This is a genomic window from Flagellimonas pelagia (genome assembly GCF_003584135.1).
In the GTDB taxonomy this organism is placed as follows: Bacteria; Bacteroidota; Bacteroidia; order Flavobacteriales; family Flavobacteriaceae; genus Flagellimonas; species Flagellimonas pelagia.
This window is the reverse complement of the sequence record NZ_QXFI01000035.1, coordinates 113968-132086: the sequence shown is the minus strand read 5'-3', so window position 1 is coordinate 132086 and position 18119 is coordinate 113968. Positions and strand designations below refer to the sequence as shown.

At 46.2% G+C, this 18119-nt stretch carries 12 protein-coding genes; 3 read left to right on the top strand and 9 right to left on the bottom strand.

Features of this window, described 5'->3' with window-relative positions; translation table 11 throughout:
• Nucleotides 1-32 precede the first annotated feature (32 nt).
• Nucleotides 33-947, bottom strand: a complete 915-nt coding sequence (locus D2V05_RS17015; protein ID WP_119646114.1) for an IS481 family transposase — start codon at nt 945-947, stop codon at nt 33-35.
• A 63-nt stretch (nt 948-1010) separates the two neighbouring features.
• Between D2V05_RS17015 and D2V05_RS17010 the strand changes: the two genes are divergently transcribed.
• From D2V05_RS17010 to D2V05_RS17005, 3 genes are read left to right on the top strand one after another with little or no spacing between them, the layout of a single operon-like run.
• On the top strand, nt 1011-1988 hold the full coding sequence (locus tag D2V05_RS17010) for a SusC/RagA family TonB-linked outer membrane protein (protein ID WP_335341107.1): 978 nt from the start codon (nt 1011-1013) through the stop codon (nt 1986-1988).
• Nucleotides 1989-2007: 19 nt separating this feature from the next.
• Complete coding sequence (locus tag D2V05_RS19780) at nt 2008-2145, top strand: hypothetical protein (RefSeq protein WP_220473572.1); 138 nt, start codon at nt 2008-2010, stop codon at nt 2143-2145.
• Nucleotides 2142-3584 carry a RagB/SusD family nutrient uptake outer membrane protein gene (locus D2V05_RS17005; protein WP_220473571.1) on the top strand — a complete coding sequence of 481 codons (1443 nt, stop codon included), beginning with the start codon at nt 2142-2144 and terminating at the stop codon, nt 3582-3584. Before D2V05_RS19780 ends, D2V05_RS17005 begins: the two co-directional genes overlap by 4 nt.
• Nucleotides 3585-4207: 623 nt before the next feature.
• Here D2V05_RS17005 and D2V05_RS17000 read toward each other — a convergent pair.
• The 8 genes from D2V05_RS17000 to D2V05_RS16965 form a co-directional block, all read right to left on the bottom strand.
• A complete protein-coding gene (locus tag D2V05_RS17000) occupies nt 4208-4981 on the bottom strand; it encodes an SDR family oxidoreductase (RefSeq protein WP_119648721.1) in 774 nt (257 codons plus the stop codon).
• 184 nt (nt 4982-5165) lie between these two features.
• On the bottom strand, nt 5166-7247 hold the full coding sequence (locus D2V05_RS16995; protein WP_147378305.1) for a glycoside hydrolase family protein: 2082 nt from the start codon (nt 7245-7247) through the stop codon (nt 5166-5168).
• Between the two features lie 122 nt (nt 7248-7369).
• Complete coding sequence (locus tag D2V05_RS16990) at nt 7370-8851, bottom strand: RagB/SusD family nutrient uptake outer membrane protein (protein ID WP_119648719.1); 1482 nt, start codon at nt 8849-8851, stop codon at nt 7370-7372.
• Nucleotides 8852-8866: 15 nt separating this feature from the next.
• A complete protein-coding gene (locus D2V05_RS16985) occupies nt 8867-11995 on the bottom strand; it encodes a SusC/RagA family TonB-linked outer membrane protein (RefSeq protein WP_119648718.1) in 3129 nt (1042 codons plus the stop codon).
• A 128-nt stretch (nt 11996-12123) separates the two neighbouring features.
• Nucleotides 12124-13302: a glycoside hydrolase family 172 protein gene (locus D2V05_RS16980; protein ID WP_119648717.1), complete on the bottom strand. Its 1179-nt coding sequence runs from the start codon at nt 13300-13302 to the stop codon at nt 12124-12126.
• Between the two features lie 27 nt (nt 13303-13329).
• Nucleotides 13330-15027 carry a ribulokinase gene (locus D2V05_RS16975; RefSeq protein ID WP_119648716.1) on the bottom strand — a complete coding sequence of 566 codons (1698 nt, stop codon included), beginning with the start codon at nt 15025-15027 and terminating at the stop codon, nt 13330-13332.
• Between the two features lie 9 nt (nt 15028-15036).
• Nucleotides 15037-16347 carry an L-fucose:H+ symporter permease gene (fucP, locus tag D2V05_RS16970; protein ID WP_220473570.1) on the bottom strand — a complete coding sequence of 437 codons (1311 nt, stop codon included), beginning with the start codon at nt 16345-16347 and terminating at the stop codon, nt 15037-15039.
• The gene (locus D2V05_RS16965) at nt 16331-18112 is read right to left on the bottom strand and encodes an L-fucose isomerase (protein WP_119648715.1); all 1782 of its coding nucleotides are present in this window, start codon (nt 18110-18112) and stop codon (nt 16331-16333) included. Before D2V05_RS16965 ends, fucP begins: the two co-directional genes overlap by 17 nt.
• Between the last annotated feature and the right edge of the window lie 7 nt (nt 18113-18119).

Sequence of the window (18119 nt, the reverse complement as noted above, 5' to 3'; positions counted from 1 at the left end):
TGTGCTACTTCAGCTAAAATGGCACTGAATTCTTATTTTTTCAAGTGATACATTAAAATTTCATAGGGTGTCTTTCCCTTAAATGCACCATGTGGTCTATCAAAGTTATAAAAGTCTTCCCATTGCTTTATTTTTTTGTTCAAATCCACGTCGTCGGAGTAGTCCAATAGTTGATAGAACTCCTTTTTGTCCGTGAGGTGCGACCGTTCCACCTTTCCATTGAGCTGGGGTCTTCCGGGCTTTATATAACGGTGCTCCATGCCAAGGTCCTTCACATGCCAATTGAACTTGGATTGGAATTCATGCCCATTGTCGGTTTGGACGGTATGGATTCGGAACGGGAACATACCGACCACATAATCCATAAAGTCAATGGAACTTGATTGGTTGTGCCTTTCATATACTTTCAACGCTCTGATACGTGTGCAATCATCAATCGCCGTGTACTGATACCTTTTTATCTTTTTTCCTTCTTTGGTGTGGAAAACCAAGAACTTGACGTCTACTTGAACATGGTGGCCCGGGGTTTTCTTGGCATAGCGTTTAGGTCCCATCGCTTTTCTGGTAACGGCTCGTTCGAGCGGCTTGATACCATTCCTTTTCAGGGTTCTGTAGACACTTGATTCAGAGACATTGATACTGTGATATCTTTCCAAATACCATTTGATGCGCCATGTGCCAAGTTTGTATTCCTTTCTAAGGTCCAATATCAGATCAACCGTTTTCTGATTGATTCTATTGGGGTAGGTATCAGCTTCCCTCTTTTTCCTTAAAAGACCCTTTGCTCCATGTTTGTCAAACTTTCTTTTCCAATTAAAATAGCTGCTCCTGCTAACATTGAACATTTCACAGGTCTCCTTGACCTTTCCATAATCTTTTGCAAATTCAAGTACTCTTAGTTTGAACTTCCATCTTAAGTATTGCTCAATTTCTCTTGTCTTTTCCATGTCAAAAGTGTCTCTTGATTTATTATCAAAATAGTACACTTTTAGTTGACGTAGTCACACGATATTGGTCTGGATCTGTCGGCCCTTGACCATAGATTGCGTTTGGAAGTGGATTATTACGACAAACTCACCAAAGATCTTTTATTGGACAGGCCCGTCCCCTATACTTCGGGGTTTACCTCGGTAAGGGATAATATTGGATCTGTTTCCAACAAGGGAATTGAGGCGATGGTTACGGCCGAATTGTTTCGCAAACCTGATTTCAATTGGGAAACATCGTTCAATATCAACTACAATAAAAACAAGATTGAAAGTTTGGGCGAAAACGATGAGGATATAGAGCCTGGACCTTTTTGGGTATCCGGAAGCCAGACCATTCTTCGGGTAGGTGAATCCTTGAGCTCTTTCTGGGGCTATGAGCGTTTGGGCACTTGGGGCACGGATGAAGCAGACGAGGCCGCCTTGGTCGGTGCCGTTCCAGGAGAGGCAAAACGATCCGCCGAGAAGAAAATCCTTGGAAAAGGTCTTCCCGATTTTAGTGGAAGTTTCATCAATACATTTAGATATAAAAACTTCGACCTTACCGTTGATCTCCAATTTGTTGCGGGTGTTGAAATCATGCAGCAATTCTATCATTCCACAGAGGACCGCTCAGGAATTGCCAACGGTTTGGCGACCATTCTTTATGATGGATGGACCGAAAACAACCAAAATACCATGGTTCAAGAAATCAGAAACCAAGCCTATGCAGGTCAAAATAGCCAAGTGGACAGCAGATGGGTGGTGGATGGGTCCTATATTAGGGGAAATCTTTTCTCGCTGGGTTACAGCTTCAATCAAAATTTTTTGGATTTGACCGGTCTGAACAGCCTAAGGGTATATGCCAGTCTGGAGAATGCTTTTGTGATCCATTCCAAGGATTTTCAGGGCTACGATCCAGAAGCCACCTCTTGGGGTGGAGATCAATGGGGACAGAACATCTTTTTCTTCCAATACCCAAAGCCCAGGACATTCACCTTGGGATGCAGCCTCAAATTTTAATCCATAAAAAGAAAACATCATGAGAATTAAAGATATAGTTTTTCTAATCGGAGTGATCTTACTGGGTTCCTGTTCCGACTTTTTGGAAGAGAAGCCGCTAAGCGAACTGACAGTGACCAATTTTTTTCACAGCCGGACCATGCCTACAGTGCCGTGAACTCCCTCAACAGGACCGGTGCCCCAAGCATGACCGATGGAGGGGTATACAGTGGAACGCCCTTGATGCTGGGTGGATATATGTCAGGTTTCTTTACCAATGAATATGCAGGTCAGGAACTCCACGTGAGCAACACCCAACAATTAACCCTCAATGGAGACAACATTGGTGGGTATCTACAGGACAGGTGGAGGGAGCTTTATTTAGGCATTTCCAGAGCGAACAATGCTATAAAGTATATTCCGGAGACTCCCGAACTAAGCGACGCCGAGAAGAATCAGCTATTGGCAGAAGCAAAGTTCTTCAGGGCCTTTGCCTACTATTATCTCGTCAGATGGTTTGGTCCGGTGCCGATTACTACGGAACCCTATGAATCCTTGGAAAACCTTTACTTGGAAAGGAGTCCGATAGCAGCTGTTTATGCATTGATCGAATCAGACTTAAAAGAAGCCCTTGAACATGGGGACCTACCCACAGTGAGCATGGTTGACAATGGCAAAAGGGTCACTGCTGGCGCAGTGGCCACCTTACTGGCGGATGTGTACCTCACCATGAGTGGCAATCCCTTAAATTCCAACAGGTATGCAGATGCGGCATCCCTGACACAGGATATCATAAACGGAGTGTATGGAAGCTATGGTCTAGTAGGGCACAACGAATCTTCCCCTGGAGTGGTCGACTTGGAAAACTCCGCTTATAACAAGATCAGGAAAGGAGATGCATCCGCCATTGAACATATCTATATCAAGGAGTATGACCCTGAGATAAGTACCTCGGTCTATCCAAGATATTCCTATCCGGTAGCCCTTGCCTCTGAAGTATTGTACGATATCACCAATGGAGGGTACCAGCCTTCCCAGGGATTTCTTGATCTTTATGATTCCACTGAGGACCTCAGAGTACAGGAAAGACAATACTTCCATAGTGTTTTTGTACCCACAGGGCAAACATTCTCCCCCTCTCCCTTTGTTTGGCACGATGATACCGCTATTTTTGAAACAGCAAATTCAGGTAAAGACCTGGCAGTGTACGGTTATGCGGATGTACTGTTGATAGCCGCCGAGGCAATGGCCAAGGCCAACGGGGTAAATGCCGATGCGGTAAATTATTTGGCCCAGGTACGTGCCAGAGCATATTGGGAAACCGATTTGGTCGACATCGAGGCCGAATTGACCGGTTTGGGAACAGATGCCTTTGTGGAGGAAGTATGGAAGGAAAGGCACCGGGAGCTCGTTTTCGAATTTAAGAATTGGTTCGATATCATCCGTACAGGTCAATTTCCCGTGGCTGTATCGCCCGGATCCATATCTTTTGTGAATGCTGTCGGGCACACCACTGAACAGGGAAAGCAAATCGAACAAAAACATATGCTGTTGCCCTTACCTGGACCGGAACTCCAAAGAAATCCCAGTTTGGGAACGGAGAATAATGGATATTGATAATATTCGATCCAAGAAGGAATTCATTGCAACAAACATAATGGGTCTCCTAAAAATTGAAATATGAACGATTAATTATTGAGTTAGTTTTTTTTAGTTTAGTTTGGTACAAGGGCGGAATTTATACATTTCCGTCCTTGTTATTTTGGCAGATATATGTACCCCTAAACAAGTTCTTTCAAAGACTGAATACAATTCGAACTTGGATCGAATATAATTTGGCAGGTCTCAATGTTCGCACCTTGATTTGTTCCTACTGAAAAATTGCGCAAACAGTTCCCCATACAGAGTTTGCTTTCATCCATCCTATCAAAAAACTGTTTAAAGTACCCACCTATGGGGATATTCCCTCATATTTACTTGAGTATGACTGAATTTTAAACCTCTTATGGAAACAATAAAGAAACGATATTCTTTTACAAAGTGTTGTGGGGGCAGCTTCTCTCCCACCTGGGTCACGCCTTTTCTTATGCCCTTTAAAAAGAAAATGAGATTCCAATTTGGAATGTATCAGTAAACACCTTGGGTAAAAACAGTGCCAACAAGTTTTATTTTCAGAAAAACAGCCCTGCAAGAAAACATCGGTCCTTTACAATGGATGTGGCCATGACTTCGGTCAGCAATCACTTGTCCAAATGTACATATCCACCATCAATGGATATGGCTTGTCCACTACTGATACTGGATTTCTTGGAAAGTAGAAAAAGTGTTGTGTCCGCCAGTTCCTCAACAGTGGTCATCCTATTTTCCAGAGGTATTTTGGAATTGATATCCTGCAATGCCTCTTGGGGATTATCCCTTTTTGATATCCATGACTCATATTGGGGGGTCCAACATTCGGCGACCACTACGGCGTGCACCGAAATTCCGTATTCTTCGAACTCTCGGGCCCAATGTTCCGTTAAGGATACCCGGGCCCCATTGGCCGCCGCATATCCCGAAGTACCTCCTTGTCCCGTCGTATAGGTTTTTGATACTATGTTCACTATACCTCCTTTCGATTCCTTTAGAAATGGGAGGCAGAGATGGGTCATTAAATAATAATGCCCTACGTTGTTCTCCAATGACCCATAAAATTTGAGGGGCGATCCGTGTTCCAATCCCACTCCATCATTTGTCCCTGCGTTATTTACTAGGGCGTCGATTTTTCCTGTTCTGTTTAAAATATCCTTGATCGCCTTCTTACAGGACTCTTCATTGGTCAATTCGACTTTTAGAGGGATGACTTTCTCGCCAAGCGTTCCCAATTCATCCATACATGCGTTTATGGCTGTGTCATTTCTATCCAAAATACAAGGTACCGCCCCCTCCCCGATCAAGGCAAGCAGTATTCCCTTTCCAATCCCGGATGCCCCTCCGGTCACCACGACCACTTTATCTTTCAATCCCAAATCCATAATCCTTTATTTTTCCTTTAAACATAAAAAGGTTCCTTACAAAAAAGGTCCGTTTCCAAACACGATGCCCCTTTGGGCATTCAAGATAAAAAATTCATTGCTATCTTTTTGTCTGGAAACTGACCTTGACTAAAACTAACTAAACATACTATATTAAAACTATCCGGTTTCAAACAATTTCCTTTCAATTTTTCTTGATCGGCACCAGTTCTTGATGGTCCATTATCCTATTGTACGCTTCTGCAGCTGCGCCATTTCCCCAATCATATATGGTAAATGGCCCTATTCCCAATCCCATGGAATCGGTCAGGCCACCGTGCCCATAATTTTCCATCATAAAACCATAGTCCTCAGGACCAAAAAATGGAAACTTTTTTTCCCACTGTTCCTTGGTTATTGGATTTTCCGGGCAGTACATCATGATAAAAGATGCCTTGAGTGCCGCCATCCCCCTTTCTTTATATTCCAGATTTGATGTGACCTCTCCATATCTCATGATCAGTTCGGCAAATAGGCTTTGCCGCGAATCGTTCCATTCCCCATCGGCATTCATGACACCGAACCCCCCCAAGGTTTTTACGTAGATAAAGGGAGGTTGCCAACTTGCCTGCGTCATTAAAAGCTCATCCATGGTTCGCTGTCCAATGTCAAGATACCGCTTCTCATGTGTGAGTCCATAGGCGTTCAACAAAGCCTCCGCTGTCCAATAAATGGAGAAATTGTTCTGTTTGTACATATTGTTCCGTTCAAACTTCCTTCCCAAATGGTCCCCCCCGTACCTACTGCAGGACCAATACGTCTCGAAATCTTCCCATTTCCCGACCGGGACCACTTCTTCAATAACTGCATCCATCGCTCTTAACGCTGCGTCACGATAAGAAGACTTGCCCGTTATCTTATGGAGTTCCAACAAGAAAGTGACCGACATTGATGATTCAGGGGATTTTTTTAGGATGTTCAAGGGTTCATAGGTATTCCTGTCCAACCATGCAGGAAAAAAACCATCCTTTCCTTGAATTCCGACAAGTGCATCTGCATAGCGAACAGCATAATCAAGTAAGCGTTTATCCTTTTCAAGGTCTTCATACCATTTCAGCATAAGGTATGCAGTCCAACTCATATCCAGAATATGGAATGGGGACTCTTTTGCATCCCATGTCACAGGATTTCGGTTTGAGTTTCCAAAATAATATGACCCCCATCCCTTCGATTTATTGTATTCTTCCCCATCGACCTCGGTCTTCTCCATTTCAGTGGCGATCAAACCGTTGAAAAAGCCATTCTGCTGTGGAAATGCCAAGGCCAGTTCCTTGCCGAGTTTTGCTTTTTGCAACAGTGTATCGTTTCCTGTTTTTTTGGCATAACGGTACAATCCCGAAGCGGACCTTAGGGAACTGAACCACGCTTGGTTCCATATGGACCTGAACTCCCTTTCGTTCACCATTTTTCCATAATTTGGGCTTTGGGTCACGTTCACTATAAAAACTGGGGCCCCTACAGTTCTGCCGTTAATTTTGAATTCTTGCCAAACCGCCTCCTTCCAACTCCCGAAAGCCCATTTGTAGGTACGTTCCACATAGGCGTCCAAATCCGTTGCAATGGGCTCTCCCCGATCATATAGGGGCTTTCCATATTCCCTCCAATAGTACGAGAGTATTTTACGCCATGGATTGGCAATATCGGCAGCTTTGTCACTGACCAAGATTTTGAATCCATACTCAAATTTTCCAGGAGGGTAAACGGCCCCCTCTTCCTTTGTGAACAGAACATGTTCTTTGACCCCATAATTGCTCGCTCCCAATGCGATCATGTTCCCCGGTGCATCCATATCCATATACCATTTCACGGGAGAGCCATTTTTGATCAGGTCGATGTCCGGTAGTACGGCGATCAGTTTGGTATCATTTGACATGATTACGGCCGGGGCCCGGAAAACATGCTGGGCAATGATATGCTCATCTGTAGGGGTCAAATGAGGGGCCCAGTTGAACTCGGGCCTAAAACTGGGAACAATCCCAATGCTCCAATCGTTCTGTCTCAACGTGTCCGTAATGGTATAGGTCAATCGCACATTGATCATACCATCGCCCATTTTTTCCACTTTTATTTCTGGATGGTACGCTCCCAAGGGCGTCACATGGATTGAATCTATGTATTTCCGTATTTCCTGGGGCAATTGTGCAAATACCCCATCTTCTTTCGTCCTAAAAGTACACGACAGAACGATCGATGCCATGGACATCAGCAACACTAGTTGTTTGCCCATTCCTTTTACAATTTTGGTTTTCAATCTATCCATTCCTGTCTAAGATATGATTTATGGTCCAGGTTCATTCAAGATGGGACATGGTTTCCATCCACTTTTCAAAGTAGCGCCACTAATCAACTTCAATAGCCGGGGTTTTGCGTAACGGCACCATCGGATATTTGGATTTCCAACAAGGGTATGGGAAAGAGCAAATCCGTTGTCTTCACATCATAGTTTTTTCCTTCCTGTTCAAACAGTTGGTCTTTCATCATCTGGACCACCTCTTCAGGTGTCTTGAGCCTTTTAAGGTCGGTCCAACGCTGATGTTCAAAAGCGAATTCCACACGTCTTTCGTGCAGTATCTTTTCCTGGAAGGTCCCTGGGCTGGCCATGTCGATATCCACGGAAGCATTCGGTGTGTTGGGATCAAACCCAAATCCACGCCGTCTGACCTGATTGATCAGGTCATATGCCTCGTTGTTTTCCCCTATGGCCTCTGCCAAACTCAGCAGTACATCGGAATACCTCAGTAAGACCATATTGATATTATACCCTTGTGAGGCCGCCGCCAAATCAATGAATTTGCTCACGTAGGGATCATTATCGCCCAAGGCAATGCTAAAAGTGGCCGCTGCCCTAAGGTCTCCAGCCTCAAATTCGTCCATCAACGATTGGGTGGGAAATAATTGCAAAATCTGTGCCGGATTACCTCCGGCCGCAATCCCGAGCCGTATTGCCTCATCATTGGGAATAAACCAATTGGGGAGTGAATAGCCTGTATTGCCTGCTGGGTCAAAGCTTACTTCGTAAATCGATTCCTGGGTATTGTCGTTTCCTGCGGCATAGATATCGGCGTAATTGTCCAGAAGCTGATAATGTCCCAATACCTGCCTCAAGTTCGTTTCCGCATCGGATTTATTGCCAAGTTGTAGCTCCACTTTGCCCAAAAGGGTCAATGCGGCATATTTGGTCGCACGCCCTACCTCATTGCCCTTTCCTCCACCGTAAGTCGCTGGAAGCACTTCAATGGCGTCGTCCAGATCGGCTTTGATCTGTTCATATACCTCACTCTCTGGGGAGGTACCCACTACAATATTGTCAAAATCTTCCGAAGGAAGCAACCGAAGCGGAACACCGCCCCAGGTCGTCACAATCTGATAATAGGTGTATGCCCTTAAAAACTTGGCCTCACCAATGATCCTCTTCACCAATTCCTGATTCCCCTCCACTTCTCGGTCATTGGCTATAATGGCATTGGCGTGGTTGACCACATCATAGAGCTGTGACCAGGAAATAAGCATTTCTTGGTTGTTGGTCAGCTCTTGGAACACATCGGATGCCACTCTTTCGGGTTGGTCTTGTTGGTTCAGGGCGGCATTGTCCGACCTACTGTCCTGTAAATAGTACGTACCATAATGGTTGAAGACGATACGCTGTTTTGCATACACACCGTTTATGGCATTGACCAGCTCTGCATCGGTTTGGTAAAATGTGGTCTTGTCAATACGGTCCTCAGCACCTATATCAAGAAAATCATTACTACATGACGCAAACAACATTAGGGCAAAGAATGCGACAAACCCCAATGACCTTTCCTTTAATTTTGATGTTTGATATTTCATAACTCATTTTTTTAATTAGAAAGTGATGTTCAGACCAATGGTCATTATTCGCGGTAGGGGCTGTGATGCCATCACATTGATGCCTATTTCCCTGCCGTCGGATATTCCGGGCAATCTAGAGGGGCCCACCGGACCGATACTTCCATTGACCGCATCGGGATTGCCCCCGATAAAATTCGTAAAGGTATACAGGTTCTCTATGGAGCCATACAGTCGTAATCTGTTTATTCCATAGACCTTCAAGAGCTCGTTGTCAAAATCATAGGATAGGCTGATGTTCTTTATCCTTAAATAATCGGTAGACTGTATCGCGATCGAAGATACGGAACCCACACCCCCGGCACTGGTGACCAGAGCTCCCGCCCTGGGCACATGACCATTGCCCGGATGGTCTTCATCGATGTATCTGCCCTCATAGTGGAACTTCTTGGACACATTGTTAATGTTTGCACCATTGGCAATCTGGTTCAAGTTGAAGTCCTGCATTTGGGCGCCTGCCTGTCCCTGAAGCAAGGTGGACAGCGTAAATTGTCCATAGCGGAGTGTCGATGTGATTCCATACGCCCAATCTTGGTTAGGGGATCCTATCGGTACTCCATCCGCAGTAACAAAGCTCCCAATTGTGCCATCACCGTCAACATCCCTGAAGATCAGATCTCCCGGTGCAACACCCGAACCATCACCTTGCCTGGCCACCCCTATGACCTCTACACCATAGATCTCTTTGAATTCCCGGCCCGGCACATGCCTGAGCACCCCATACCATTTTTGAATTTGGTCGGCCCCGCCAAGATCCAACACCTTGTTCCAGTTCCTTGTGACATTTCCACCGATGGTCCATTTCCAGTCCTCATTGTCCACAATATCCGCCGTTAGGGAAAACTCATATCCCCAATTGCGCATTCGTCCGATATTGGTCAAGTATCCACTGGGGAATCCTGAGGACAACGGGATCTGTTTGTTCAACAACAGTCCGGATGTGGTATTTCTATAATAATCCCCAATAATGGTGAGCCGGTTACGGAACATTGAAAGGTCCAATCCCATATCCACTTGGTCCGAGGTCTCCCACGTAAGGTTGATGTTGCCTGGATCTGCATTCACGACACCGGTGACCTGACTGCTCCCAAATGAGTGCCGTATGGAGGTAAGGCTCGGCTTTGCAATGTAATTGGGAATACTGTTGCTCCCTGTTCTTCCATAGCTTGCCCTGAGTTTAAGATCGTTCAGGAATTTTGCATTTTCCAAGAATTTCTCCTTGGATACCCTCCATCCTATGGCAGCAGATCCAAAATTGGCAAATCTACTGTTCGTGCCGAATCTTGAACTGCCGTCCCTTCTAAATGTGGCGGTCAGTAAATACTTGTCATCATAGGCATAATTCAACCTCCCCAAATAAGAGATCAGGGAAGATGCATCCCTAACACTATTGGCGTTCAATGTTTCTGCATTTCCAAATCCAATGATTTTTGGACCAAGAATATCAAAACCATTGACGGATGCCCACACGCCGTCATTTTTTTCTTTTTGCGCGGTATACCCGGCCAAAATATCTATGGAGTGGTTCCCGAGCAGCTTTTTATAATTCAAGGTCGTTTCGCTCAGCCAACCAATGGTTGAGAATTTCCCTACGTTCAAGTACACAAAATCATTGACGTCCCTATTGACACCTGTAGGGGTATCATAGGTTTCATGATTGTCGTAATTCAATGTGGAACCGATATTGGTTTTCAAGTTGAGGCCATCCAACAATTCAAAAATGGCATACGCATTGGTCAACATCCGAAACCGCTTTATCTGAAAACTGAAGTTTTCAGCGGATTCCAAGGGATTGACCATTCCATTGGGGCCAATGGCATAGGAACCATCTGCATTTCTCACCGGCGTTATCGGGGGCATGAGTGCGGCGATGACATGTGGAAATTCCGGTCCTCCGGGCCACTCCCTGCCACTTGTTTCCTCTATGGAGTAGTTTGGGGCCATGTTAAGGCCCAGGGTGAGCTTATCCCCTATCTTGGTCTCCGCCTTTAAACGGCCGCTATATTTTTCATAGCTTTCACCTATGGTCACGCCATCTTGTTTGATATAACTCCCCGAGAACAGATAATTGCTCTTTTCGGTCCCCCCGTAAGAAGAAAGGTTATATTTTGAGTACAGGGCGGTACGATAGACCAAATCCTGCCAATCGGTATCCGTGACACCGTCCCAGTTCACAATTTCAGAAGGCAATGTCGCACCTCTATTGGCATAGCTCTCGGTCATGAACTGCACATACTCCTTTGCATTCAGCACATCCAACCTAAAGCTTTCGGGCACGCTGGCCAGGCCCGATGAAACGTCCAGTTCCAAGGTGGATTTGCCCGCTTTTGCCCTTTTGGTCGTTATGATGATCACCCCATTGGCCCCCCTCGATCCATATATGGCAGTGGATGATGCATCCTTTAAAACATCCACCGATTCAATATCACTCGGATTTATGGATTCAGCGTTTCTTTGATCCGTGGGAAAACCATCGACCACCCATAATGGCTCATAGCCTGCCGAAAGTGAGCCGACACCCCTAATGGTAATGGCTGCCGTCTGCCCAGGAGATGCATTCCTTTGGGAAATGTTCAATCCCGGGGCGGCACCTTGCAAGGCCTGTTCAATGGAGGTTACCGGTCTCAGCCCAATATTTTCCGTATCCACTGATGCAATGGAACCGGTCACATCCTTACGTTTTTGGGTGCCATACCCAACGACCACTATTTCATCCAGTTGTTCCGACCCCACTTCCATACCGATTACCATATCTGTACGCTGTCCCACCAAAACTTCCTGGGTCCTATAACCGATATAGGACAGTACCAGAACATCCGAACTGTCCGCCGCTATGGTGAACTTTCCATCGAAATCCGTATAGGTCCCATTCTCGGTGCCCTTTACCAATACCGTAACCCCCGGCAAAGGAACCCCTGATTCATCGGTAACCATCCCGGTTATGATCTTTTGTACCCTTGCCTCCATCGTTTTTATATCCAATTCCCTTGGATAGGCAAGTTCGGCTCCCAATATCAGTATCAGCAACAAGCCGATTCCGATATCCCTTTTTCCTCTAGAGAGGCATCCTAAAAAACGCTTTGATCTTAAACACTTTGGTTTCATATAAATAGGATTAGCTGGTTATTTACTTAAACGTTTAACTAAAATAAAAAGACTTTATCGATTTACAAAAATTTAATCGTTTAAATAGTATTTTTTAACAAAAAAAAGTGTAAAATTTTATTATATAATCAATTCTTGCCCATTGTGGGGCCCTCTGTATTCTTTAAGCTTGGTATCCTGTCCTTTACGGTGGGAAGCGAGGGAAAAGATAAGTGCGGTTCGGTCTGGTACCAATATCCCACTGTATAATAATTGTCCGATCGATGGTTGGCATGGCCATGTTCAATGGTCATCTTGAACGATTTTTCAAAGGTTATGGGAGATTCATCGTGAAAACGATATACTGTCCATTGTGCCCCTCGGTCGTCCCCTCCATTTATAGGGTTTCCGTAACCATCATAATCAAACTCGGGCCTTTCATTACCAAATGGGTTGATGCCACAACCGCCATAGCACCACGCGCCCAGATAGTAATCCTCGGCACCTGTTCCATTGATACTGGGCAGATCGTCCCCATCAATGAACATCATCTCATCCCCTTCGCCCCACCAATCACCTTGGTTTTGGATGATACTGTGGGTCACTCCGAGGAAATGTCCCTTCCCCTTTGCCTCCATAATTACATAATTTCCCTTTCCATCGCTATTCTTGTGGTTGTTGATGGTACTGTCGCTATTTCGGGCCCATTCACTTGTCCAACCATCCGTAGGGGTTTCCTGCCTGTACTGTGCATGAAAATATAGGGTGTTGTCAGGTAACGACCCATGCTTTTCCCAATCAATGTTATAGTAATAAGCGTCAATGGCGACATCCCCCTCATTGGTGACCGTGATCTTGGCGGATGCTTTGAATGGCATTGGAAAATAAGCGTTCAGTGCCCGTTGTGACCCGACCGATGTGAACTTTGATTCGTACAAGTTGTATTTGCCCAGACCCAATCCAAAAAAATCACCGATCGGTGTTTCAACACTTGGGGTCTTTTCACCGTCCCAATACATCCGAAGGATTATTTTTTTCAGGTGATAAGGTTCATTGCTGGCTATGGTGGTCCAAATATGCTTGATGATACCCGGCCCTTTGATATCGCCTATGGTCCTTGTTTCTCCTGGCTTGATCTTGTCTTTCCAATTCCCGTCATCATTGGCCCCACTACGGTCATAACTCGAAATCCGGTGCGAGGTGTACCCTTTGGATTGCCAAATAGGCTCTTGGTCATTTTCCATCTGTGCTTGGGCATGGCCCATTATGCACCATATAAAACCAATTGTCAACCACGGAGTGGCCTTTGCTATTCCTGCTTTTTTCATTTTATTGTTTTTTGTTCCCGTTACTCTTTATCTTAAATCTTCCTGTCCTGTGATACTTCCCATACAGGTGTCCTGCAAAAAATTGGCTGTCGACTTGTACAGTTCATACCGTTTGCCGTACAGTGCCGTCCTGTCCCCGTTGGGATGGTACGTTGTTCTAAAGCCATGGCCCATTTTACCCATGGCCTCCTGCACATCTTGATGTACGCCCGCAACGGTTGCCGCCAACATGGCCGCTCCCATGGCGCAGGTCTGTTCCGCGTTGTGCACTTTTATGGGCAGGTCCAGGACATCTGCCATCATCTGCATTACATAGTTTGATTTTCTGGCCACCCCGCCCAAGGCTATGATTCCCTTCAGGGGAACATTGTTGTCCCCAAAATGTTCAACAATGCGTTTGGCCCCGAAGCAGGTGCTTTCCACCAAGGCCCTGTAGATTCTGGCGGCGTCACTTCCAAGGTTCAGGTTCAAAAGCGCCCCTTTGACATAGGGATTGGCCTCGGGTGTCCTTCTACCATTGAACCAATCCATTGCCAGTTCTGAATTCATGGATAAGGGAAGCCTAGATGCCTCCTCCCCCAATCGCTCCAACAAACCTTTGGATATCCCCTCCAGCAATTGTTCCTTTGTACGCTCATGGATATCGCTGTCCCGTATGGCTTTAAAGGTCGTTGCGGTCAACAAATCCTGGAACCATGCATAGACATCCCCAAAAGCGGACTGTCCGGCTTCGAAACCCACCATTCCCGGTACAATCGACCCATCTACCTGTCCACATATTCCCTTGATCAGATCAATGCCGTCCCCACCCGGTGCAACCATCATATCGCAGGTGGAGGTTCCCATCACCTTGCTCAGGTAATAGGGCTCTATCTGTCCTCCCACCGCCCCTACATGGGCATCCAATGCCCCGACACCAACCAGGGTATTTATCGGGAGGCCCAATTTTTCCGCCCAATACGGGGACAGTTTTCCAGCAATGGTGTCCGAACCATATGTTCTGGTGAAAAGTGGATGCTGTAATTTGTCCATCAATGGATCTAACTGAACGAAAAAATCCTTTGGGGGCAGTCCTCCGTGTGCTTCGGACCAAAGTGCCTTATGGCCTGCTGCGCAGACACCCCGTTTCATTTCTCGGATATCCGTGCCCCCAGTGAGCAAAAATGGCATCCAATCGCAGTGTTCCACCCAGGATGCACAGGCCTTGGCAACTTCGGCATCTTCCCTGAGGACGTGCAACAATTTGGCCCAAAACCATTCAGGTGAATAAATGCCCCCGGCATATTTAAGATAATCGACGGCAAACTTTTTGGAATGCTCGTTGATCTCGTGTGCCTCTTGGATCGCGGTATGGTCTTTCCACAAAAAGAACATTGCATTGGGGTTGTGTTCAAATGCCTTGTTCAAGGCCAATGGAACACCTTTGCTGTCCACGGCTACGGGTGTGGAACCCGTGGTATCCACCGTTATCGCCCTGACATTTTCTACTATCCCCCTATCCGCTTTTGCCACGACCTCGCGGACAGTGTGTTCCAACCCCTCCATATAATCCAGTGGATGTTGTCTGAACCGGTTCTTGGAAGAATCACAGTACATTCCCTTTTTCCATCTTGGAAATTCAAACTCTGAAACTGCAATTTCATTGCCATTTTGGGCATTTGCCAACAAGGCACGAACCGATCCCGTACCATAATCGACTCCAATTACATAACTTTCCTTTCCCATTCCCCTATTTTAAGTCAGTCCCTGCTGTAGGTTCCTTTGCAAACTTGAATATATGGCCACGATCAAGAAACAGACCAAGGGCACAAAGAAGGATAGGTGGATACTTCCCGTGGCATCCGAAACCATTCCCTGTACACTTGTCAACACTGCCCCGCCGAGAATGGCCATGATCAATCCTGATCCCCCAATCTTTGAATCATCCCCTAATTTCTGCATGCCAAGGCCATAAATGGTGGGAAACATGAGTGACATGCAACCAGAGGCCAGAACAAGTGCCACCACGCCCAACATACCCTTGCCATGGATGACAACAAGTGTGCAGATCGATCCCAATGCGGCCGCTATGAACAATAGCTTTCTGGGAGTGATATACTTCATCAAGGCCGTAAAGACAAACCGAGATCCGGAAAACAGGACAATGGAGGCCAAGTAGTACACCGAGGCGTCATCCTCACTTTTGCCCAATTCCTGCATTACGTATCGAATGGTATAGGACCAGAGCCCTATCTGTGCACCCATATAAAAAAACTGCGCGGTTACAGACCAGCAATAATTTCGGTTCGACAAGAGCCGCTTTATCGACCCCATAATATCCAAGTCCTTGGTCTTCTCCCTTACCATGGGCATTTTGGTTATTTTTACCAAAATCCAAATGAGCAAAAGAAAAAAAGCGACACCCACATAGGTCCCCATCACAGAGGTAAGCTCTCCTGATTGGATATCCTTCAGCTCTTCCGGGGCCATTTTCGCCCGTTCCCCGGCATCCAACAGATTGAGGTTGGAGAGAATGAAGAACTTGCTCAGCAATATTCCAGTGATACTCCCAATGGGATTGAAGGATTGGGCCAGGTTCAACCGCCGTGTCGCCGTTTCCTCAGGACCCATGGATATGATGTAGGGGTTTGCCGCGGTTTCCAATATGGAAAGCCCTCCGGCCAGTATAAAAAGTGCCACCAAAAAATGACCGTATACCATACTGATACTTGCTGGATAAAAAAGCAGGGCTCCGATGATAAAAAGGCCAAGCCCCACTAGGACCCCTGATTTATATGTATATTTTTTGACCAAAATGGCAGCTGGCAGTGCCAAAAGAAAGTACGATCCGTAAAAGGCCATTTGAATCCATGAGGTCTGAAAATCGGTCATGCTCATAATGCGCTTGAAAGCGGCCAATAGCGTATCTGTCATGTTATTGGCAAGCCCCCATAGAAAAAAAAGACTGGTTATGAGAATGAAAGGCCATTTATTTCCCGGCATGGTCACCGGCACATGATCTGTGGTCTTTTTCATAATGCCCATTACGTTATCCGTTTTTTCCATACAGTGGTCCGTAATTTTTACAGGCCCCATAATCCGAGCTTTCCGGATCCATCCCATGGGCTTTCCATGAAGAGGGCCTAAAAATGCGTTCCTCTTCAACATTGTGCATGCATACCGGGATACGCAGCATGGCCGCCAAGGTGATCAGGTCATGCCCGATATGTCCATAGCTGATGGCCCCGTGGTTCGCTCCCCAATTGTCCATGACAGCGTAGACATTTCGAAATGCCCCCTTTCCCGTTATCTTTGGTACGAACCAAGTGGTCGGCCAGGTACGGTCCGTTCTTTCATCCAGTATTTCATGCACATTTTGCGGTAAATCTATCGTATGTCCCTCCGCTATTTGAAGTACCGGCCCCAACCCTTTGATCAGGTTGAGCCTGCACATGGTGACAGGCATTTCGCCCCTGGTAAGAAAATTTGATGAGTATCCCCCACCCCTAAAATAACCGAGGTTTGCAGGATACCAAGTGGTCGCCTTCAAACTGGCGTCCACCTCCCGTTGTTCAATTTCCCAAAAGGGTTTCATCACAGGCCGGCCGTTCCTTTCCTGCCTACCCGTTCCATCAAGGGTGGCGGAACCCGAATTGATCAAATGAATGAACCCCTCAGAGGCCATCCCGTCGGGCTTCCATCCGGTCACCCGTCTCACGGCATCCGGGCTCCAATAGGTCCTGACGTCGGCAAAGATCTGTGCCGTACCGGTCAACAGATAATTGAACAGCATCGAAACCCCATTGAGCGCATCGTTTTCCGTTGCGACCATATAAGGCGCCCGAATGCCGTTCCAATCAAAAGAAGAATTGAGTATGGCTTCGGAAAAATCCCCATTGGGCAAAAAATCAGTCCATTGGCGCTGCCCTTGAAAACCGGAAACGATGGCATCATGCCCCATGGCTTCCTCCCCATGGCCCATTTCCTTCAATTTTGGATTGCCCACCATCAAATCCCGGATAATAAGAGTCATCTTCACGACAAATTCCCAATCCTTGTCCTTTTGTTCACGGGATCTCTGCCTTTCCGCTTCGTTGTAATCCTTTCCCTCCTTGCAATTGGCCTTTGTCCATTCCAATGCCCTTTGAAATTCCTCCTTATCGTAGATTTCCTGTTCGATGCGCCTCAACACTTCCGTAGAATCCACATACGCGTTCCGCATCCCAAGATAGTCCTGAAAAAAGTCGGGATCGATCATCGATCCCGCTATGCCCATGGATACACTTCCGATGGCCAAATAGGAACGATTTTTCATGATGGATACCGCCAATCCAGTCCTGGCGAACGACAATAATTTTTTTTGGACATCAGGAGTTATCCGTGAGTCATCCAAATCTTGGACATCTTCCCCATAGATTCCAAAGACGGGCAGTCCTTTTTGGTTGTGGGCGGCCAAAGTGGCCGCCAAGTATACAGCTCCCGGGCGTTCCGTGCCATTGAATCCCCATATTGCCTTGGGCAAATGTGGCTCCATATCCATGGTCTCTGTACCATAGCACCAGCATGGGGTGACCGAAAGCGATACCCCAACATTGTGCAGTTTGAAGTATTCTCCGCAGTCCCCTGCTTCTTTGACTCCCCCAATACAGAAATCGGGGATCACACATTCAACAGGACTGCCATCCGGATATTTAAGTTTTTCCCCAAAGAGCTTGGCCACATTCTTTGCCATATTCATGGTAGTGCCTTCAAGGGATTCCCGTACCCCTCCCAATCTTCCGTCTATTATCGGACGTATCCCTATTTTAGGATATGTAGGTTTTTTTGTCATTGTTTGT

Bases quoted from the DNA above. Each gene is read 5' to 3' on its own strand.
- D2V05_RS17015 (WP_119646114.1), bottom strand. From the start codon at position 947: ATGGAAAAGACAAGAGAAATTGAGCAATACTTAAGATGGAAGTTCAAA.
- D2V05_RS19780 (WP_220473572.1), top strand. From the start codon at position 2,008: ATGAGAATTAAAGATATAGTTTTTCTAATCGGAGTGATCTTACTGGGT.
- D2V05_RS17000 (WP_119648721.1), bottom strand. From the start codon at position 4,981: ATGGATTTGGGATTGAAAGATAAAGTGGTCGTGGTGACCGGAGGGGCA.
- D2V05_RS16995 (WP_147378305.1), bottom strand. From the start codon at position 7,247: ATGGGCAAACAACTAGTGTTGCTGATGTCCATGGCATCGATCGTTCTG.
- D2V05_RS16990 (WP_119648719.1), bottom strand. From the start codon at position 8,851: ATGAAATATCAAACATCAAAATTAAAGGAAAGGTCATTGGGGTTTGTC.
- D2V05_RS16985 (WP_119648718.1), bottom strand. From the start codon at position 11,995: ATGAAACCAAAGTGTTTAAGATCAAAGCGTTTTTTAGGATGCCTCTCT.
- D2V05_RS16980 (WP_119648717.1), bottom strand. From the start codon at position 13,302: ATGAAAAAAGCAGGAATAGCAAAGGCCACTCCGTGGTTGACAATTGGT.
- D2V05_RS16975 (WP_119648716.1), bottom strand. From the start codon at position 15,027: ATGGGAAAGGAAAGTTATGTAATTGGAGTCGATTATGGTACGGGATCG.
- fucP (WP_220473570.1), bottom strand. From the start codon at position 16,347: ATGGAAAAAACGGATAACGTAATGGGCATTATGAAAAAGACCACAGAT.
- D2V05_RS16965 (WP_119648715.1), bottom strand. From the start codon at position 18,112: ATGACAAAAAAACCTACATATCCTAAAATAGGGATACGTCCGATAATA.